The sequence below is a fragment of the Telluria sp. ZT3P39 genome (genome assembly GCF_059685935.1).
Window position 1 is genome coordinate 1 of the sequence record NZ_JCASIH010000049.1, and the last position, 6,252, is coordinate 6,252.

At 67.9% G+C, this 6,252-nt stretch carries 5 protein-coding genes; all 5 read right to left on the reverse strand.

All coding sequences use genetic code 11. The annotated features are described in order from the left end of the window. Positions 1 to 207: 207 nt before the first annotated feature. Positions 208 to 1,206, reverse strand: coding sequence for a response regulator (locus AC56LR_RS21410; protein WP_497133470.1), 999 nt, complete (start codon positions 1,204 to 1,206; stop codon positions 208 to 210). Between the two features lie 132 nt (positions 1,207 to 1,338). Next, positions 1,339 to 4,026, reverse strand: coding sequence for an ATP-binding protein (locus AC56LR_RS21415; RefSeq protein WP_497133471.1), 2,688 nt, complete (start codon positions 4,024 to 4,026; stop codon positions 1,339 to 1,341). Beyond that, a complete protein-coding gene (locus tag AC56LR_RS21420; protein ID WP_497133473.1) occupies positions 4,023 to 5,081 on the reverse strand; it encodes a uroporphyrinogen decarboxylase/cobalamine-independent methonine synthase family protein in 1,059 nt (352 codons plus the stop codon). Before AC56LR_RS21420 ends, AC56LR_RS21415 begins: the two co-directional genes overlap by 4 nt. Before the next feature lie 114 nt (positions 5,082 to 5,195). Then, on the reverse strand, positions 5,196 to 6,035 hold the full coding sequence (locus tag AC56LR_RS21425) for a response regulator (protein WP_497133475.1): 840 nt from the start codon (positions 6,033 to 6,035) through the stop codon (positions 5,196 to 5,198). Positions 6,036 to 6,152: 117 nt separating this feature from the next. Next, the coding region (locus tag AC56LR_RS21430; RefSeq protein WP_497133476.1) for a transposase at positions 6,153 to 6,252 on the reverse strand (100 nt) is incomplete at its 5' end.

Sequence of the window (6,252 nt, forward strand, 5' to 3'; positions counted from 1 at the left end):
CGCTACGAAAGAGAGGGCTAACACAGCCATGCATGCACCGCTTTTTTGACAGGGAAGCTAGCAGCAACCCGGCCCGCCTACAAGGAAAATATGTGGGGAAGGGTCAGGACCTGACCCTGAATTTGTGACCCTGAATTTGGCGCTGACTCTGGCGGCAATCGAAATGGGCCCCGAAGGGCCCATTCGCGTTGCGCATGCCTAGGAGGCTTAGCGGTGCGGCGCCAGCTCGGCCACGGGGGCGCTCGAGGGCAGCGGCATCTTGGTCGCGGACTGGCGGTTCGCCGCCGGCGAGCAGAAGCGGTTCTTGCCGGCGCGTTTGGCTTCGTACAGGGCGTAGTCGGCGATGCTGATGAGCGAGTCGACCGATTCGGCATCGTCCGGATAGATGCTGATGCCGATCGAGGTCGACAGGCGCAAGGTGAGGTCCTTGATGAAGAAAGGCTCGGACAGGGCTTCGACCAGCTTGGCGGCCGGGCCCTGGGCGTCCGCCAGGCAGTGGATGTCGCCCAGCACCACCATGAACTCGTCGCCGCCGAGGCGCGCGACCGTGTCTTCCTTGCGCGAACCGGCCAGCAGGCGCTGCGAGACCATTTTCAGGATCTCGTCGCCATAGGCGTGGCCATAGGTGTCGTTGATCGCCTTGAAGCCATCCAGATCCAGGTACATGATCGCGGCCTTGGCATGGCTGCGGTTGGCGTGCTGGAGGGCGGTTTCGATGCGGTCTTCCAGCAGGCGGCGGTTCGGCAGGCCGGTGAGGGCGTCGTGCAGCGCCAGTTCCTGCTGGGCGCGGCTGTACTGGGCCAGCTCTTTATAGAGCAGGCGTACTTCGAGCATGTTGTGGATGCGCTTGTGCACCTCGAGCAGGTCGAAGGGCTTGCTGATGAAGTCGCGCGCACCGGCTTCGAGCGCGGCGATCTTGAAGCTCGGCTGGGCGGTCAGGGCCAGCACCGGCAGGTAGCCGCCCTGTTCGATTTCCTTCAGGCCTTTCATGACCTGGAAACCGTTCATGCCCGGCATCTGCAGGTCGAGCAAGATCAGGTCGTAGTTATGCTCGCGGTGCAGCGGGCACACCTGGTCCGGGAACATGGTCGAACTGACGCAGGTGTAGCCTTCCTCGCGCAATATCTCTTCCATCAATTCGATATTGTCCGGCGAGTCGTCCACCACCAGGATTTTTGCGTTCAAAATGTCTTGTCTGCTCGGCATGCTTGGTCTCTTCTACTCGGTCTGAGGGGCCTGTTCCATTTCTTTCTGGAATGGGCTTATCCCATCTCTGTATAGTCTAGCAAAGCCTGCAAAATTTCTTGTAGGACAGCGCCGCGTGAGCCGGTAGGAGCATCAACGACCATGCGTGCGGGGTCCGCCCGCCACCATCGGCGTGCCCTGCGAGGTCACGGAAACGATGGTTGCAATCAGTTCGCTGGGCTCGACCGGCTTGGAAATATGGGTGGAAAATCCGGCTTCCAGCGCCTTGAGGCGGTCTTCCGTACGGGCAAAGGCGGTCAGGGCGATGGCCGGGACCTGGCCGCCGGCCTCAACCGGCAGGCCGCGCACCCAGCCGATGAATTCGAAGCCATCGACCTCGGGCATGCCGACGTCGCTGATCAGGATGTCCGGCCGGTGCTCCTTGAACGCCTCGAAGGCTTCGCGCGCGCTGGCGGCGACCCGTACCCGCGCGTGGCAGTCGGTCAGGATGCGGGCAATGAGTTCGCGCGAATCGCGGTCGTCGTCCACCACCAGCACCGTGATGCCGGCCAGGTCGCGCGCCGCGGGCTCCATCGGCTCGGCGGCCGGCGGCGGGCTGGGGGTATCGCTTCTGCGGCGGACGCCGGTGGCGGGCGCCTTGGCCAGCGGCAGCTCGATCGTGAAGCTCGCACCCAGGCCTTCGCCGGGGCTCTCCGCGCGCACCGTGCCGCCGTGCTGCTCGACCAGGTGCTTGACGATCGACAGGCCCAGGCCCAGGCCGCCGTGGCGGCGCGTCATGGAGGCGTCTTCCTGGCGGAAGCGCTCGAACACGTGGGTGATGAATTCGGGGCGGATGCCGGCGCCGTTGTCGCGCACCGTGATCGCCACGGATTGGTCGCGCTGCGCCACTTCCACCGCCACGGTGCCGTCGCGCGGCGTGAACTTGATGGCGTTCGACAGCAGGTTCCAGACCACCTGCTGCAGGCGGCCGGCGTCGCCCGCCAGCAGCAGGGCCGGGTCCTCCGGCGCGCCATAGCGTTTTTCGAGGGTGATCTGCTTGGCCTCGGCGGCCGGACGCACGGTCTCGATGGCGGCATCGATGAAGGAGCCAGGCGCGATCGGCTGCATCTCGAGCAGCACCTTGCCCGAGGTGATACGGCTCATGTCGAGCAGGTCTTCGATCAGCTGGGCCTGGGCGCGCGCATTGCGTTCGATGGTCTGCAGGCCGCGCTGCAGGTCGGCGCCGTCGCGGCTGCCGCGCCGCAGCACCTGCGACCAGCCGAGGATGGCCGACAGCGGCGTGCGCAGTTCGTGCGAGAGCGTGGCCAGGAACTCGTCCTTCATCTGGCTGCTGCGTTCGGCCTCGGCGCGCGCCTCGCGCTCGTTCTCGAGCAGCACCTTGCGCTCTTCGGCGGCGCGGCTGGTGGCTTCGTACAGGCGGGCGTTGTCGACCGCGATGGCGGCCTGCAGCGCAATGCCGGTGACGATGCGTTCGCTGCGTTCGGTGAACACGCCCGGCTCCGGGTCGCCGAACAGCATGGCGCCGAGCAGCTCGCCCGAGCGCGCCACCACCGGCACCGCCATGTAGCTGCGCACCGGCGGATGGCCGTCGGGCAGGCCGAATTGCGGGGCGCTGCCGGCATAGCGCTCGTCGCGTTCGATGTCGTCGATCCGCACCAGGCCCCGGGCGCGCAGGATGGGACCGAACAGCGTCCCGGCACGCGCCGCGCCGATGCTGTGAAACTCGGCCGAAGTGGTGCCGGCCAGCGTGTACAGCGAGAACAGGGTGCCGTCGGAAGTGTCCTGACCGCTGCCGTCGCCTTCCTGCCCCACGTGATAGAAGGCGCCGAAATGCGCGCCGCTCACGCCGGTGGCGGCCTCGGTGGCGGCCCGCAGCAGCGAACGCAGGTCGCGCGTCGAGGCCAGGATGCTGCCGGTGTCGTTGAGCAGTTCGAGCACGTGCGACTCGTCGCGCAGCGTGTCTTCGGCGCTTTTGCGGGCGGTGATGTCCTGTACCACGCCGGTCATGCCGACCAGGGTTTGCTGCCCTTTGATCCCGGCGTAGTCGGGGCGCCCGACCAGGGCCACCCAGCGTGCCGGGAGGGAGCCGGTTTCGACCCGGCATTCGATGTTCAGGTCGGCCCGCGCCTTGACCGCGGCCAGCACCGCGCGCCGCACCTGGCGCCGGTGCTCGGGATGCAGGCGGGCGCGCAGCTGCGGCCACGCTAGCTGTGTGTCGGCCGGCAGCCCGAGGATCCCGGCCGCGCGCACGCCCAGCTGCACCCGGTCGGGCGCGGCATCCCAGCGCCAGTCGCCCAGGCGGCCGGCGGCCAGCGCCAGCTGCAGGCGGGTATGGTGCTCGACCAGGGCCTGCTGGTCGAGCTTGCGCTGGGTGATGTCCTGGAAGTAGAGCGTGAGCCCGTCCGGCGACGGATGCAGGCGCATCTCGACCCAGCATTGCAGGCGGGCGTAGTAGAAATCGCGCACCACGGTCTCGCGCTGCTCCATTGCGCGCAGGCAGTCCTGGGCCACCGAGGTGCCGTGCAGGTCTTCGAACTCTTCCCACAGGTTGCGGCCCACCAGGCCTGCCCGGCTCTTGTCGAGCGGGGCGATCATGTCCAGCGCGCGCCCATTGATATAGGTGATGCGCCAGTCGCGGTCGACCGCGCAGAAGCCGTCGCTCAGGCTCTCGAGCATGTTTTCCATGCGCTCGCTGGCGCGCCGCAGGGCGTCCTGGGCGCCGATCAGCTCTTCTTCGGCGCGCTGGCGCGCGGCCAGCACGCTTTGCGCATTGCGCAGCGCGGCCGAGCGCATGCGTTCGAGTTCGTGGTCGTCGCTCATGCCGCTCCTTCCAGCATGCGCGCGGCCAGGAGCGTGCCCTCGACCCGCGCCCGCACCTTGGCAAAGGCGGTATCGCGATCGATGCCGGCGTCGTCGTAGAAGGGCGCAAAGCCGGCGTCGTCGGTGGTGCCAAGGCGCGTCGGCGGCAGGTAGGTGGCGGCCAGCAGCACCCGGTCGCGCACCTGCGCGGCCGTCTCGACCGCCGGGTTGGACGGATCGGTCACGCCGACGAACACGCGTTGGTCCGGGCGTGCATAGTCGCGCGCCATGCGCAGCACGCGCTCGGGGTCGGGCTGGCCGGCCATCGCGATATAGACGCTGCCGGCGCGGATCTCGAACAGGGCGGGCAGCAGTTCGGCATAGTCGACCGCAAGGTCGCCCGCGCCGTGCAGGCCGCTTGGTGAGACGTGCAGGCCGATCAGCGCGCGCTGGTCGTTTGAAAAGCGGTCGAGGGCCATGTTGTTCAGGTGGACGAAGCTGGCCAGCAGGGCGCCGCTCGGGTCGAGCCGCATCGCCAGCGGGCCTTCGGCGAAATCGACCTGCACCTTGTGGGCGCCGGCTTCCAGGCAGCGGCGGATTTCGGTTTCGTGTTCGCGCACGAGGTCTTCGAGGAACTGCTCGCGCGAATAGCCTGCGATGCCGTCGGCCGGATAGAGCAGCGACAGCGCCGAGGGCGAGATGATGGCCTGCTTGAGCGGCAGCGTGGCATGCATGCGTGCGGCGCGCACGAATTCGTCGGCATAGCGCGCGTAGCGGAAGGGACCCCGGATCAGGCGCGGCATGCGCTGGCGAGCGACATTGCCGATCGGGATGCGAAAGCCGTCCGGCGCGGTATTGGCGGCGCCGTGCACCGGATAGCTCCAGAAATTCTCGAACTTGCCCTGTTCGCCGTCGGTGATGACCGGCGCGCCGGTGGCCTCGAAAGCGGCCACGGTGGCACGTACCGCCGCGTCGACCAGGCTTGCCAACTCACGCGGCGCCGCGCCGGTGCGCCTGGCGGCGACCAGTTCTAGCGGGCGGGGCATGCTGCCGATGGGTTCAGTCGGGATCATCATCGCGGGCCGGGCGCCGCGCCGCCAGGGGCGCGGCAAAAGATGGGACAGGGCTGTACCAATTCCGCCCATTGTAGCCCAGCCGCGTTACGGCGGCAGAACGGGAGCCCCACCCCTTCAGCCCTGCGCCGGAAGGCGCGCCACTTTCGCCAGGGCGTCCTGAAGCTGGTCCAGCTCGTAGGGCTTCTGCAGCGACAGGTAGGGGAATTCGAGGTGGCGCAGCAGCGAGTCGCCGTAACCGGAGGCAAAGATCACTTTGAGCGAAGGATCGTCGCCGACCGCCTTGCGCGCCAGGTCGACGCCCGACATGCCGGGCAGGCTGACGTCCGAGAACAGCACGTCGTAGCGCTGGCGTCCGAGCAGGTCGAGCGCATCGTTCGGGTGGGCCACGCCGTCGGCCTCGTGGCCGAAGGCCTTGAGCATCTCGCACACCAGGTATTGGGAGTCGATATTGTCTTCGACCACCAGGATACGCAGGCTGCCGCTGCCGGCATCCGCCTCGGGCGCCGCGGCCACCGGGGAAGGCGGCGCCAGCAGGACGTGCACGCCGGCTACGGCGCCATTCGCGTCCATCACGGGCGTGAGCCACAAGTCGCAGTGGTGGTCGAGCAGGCCTTCGGCACGCCGGAACGAGGGCGTGGCGCCCTGGACCACGCGCGGCTGGCCATCCCAGGCCGCCTGCAGCGCGCTTCCGGCGCTCGAGAGCGGCGGCGGCAGCACCGAGGGCACCGAGCCGCCCGGCACCCGGCCGCAGCCGAGACCCGCCAGCGCGGCATACGCCTCGTTGAAGACGAGGATCGTCTGGCGTCCCCACACGAGCAGGCCCGGCAGGGGCGAATTGAGCAGCAGGTCGGCCCCCGCGCGCAGCGGGGCGGGCCAGCCTGCGGGGTCACCCAGTGCGCTGGCGGACCAGTCGTAGGAGAGAGCGGTACGCGGCGACGGATCGAATTCAGGCATGGGCGAAGTGTTGTGGGAACGAAAACATGGCGGCCATGCTACACCAAATGCGGGGCTATTGGCGGTTCGATCCGTGCGCCCATCGATACGGCGCCCGGCCCCAAAAAAAAAGGTTCATCACGGATTTCCGGGAAACGCGGCTTTGATCTTCAGGAAAAAGAAGTCGCTATCCCGGTAGCCGTAGGCCATTCGCTTCATCACTTTGATGCGGTTATTG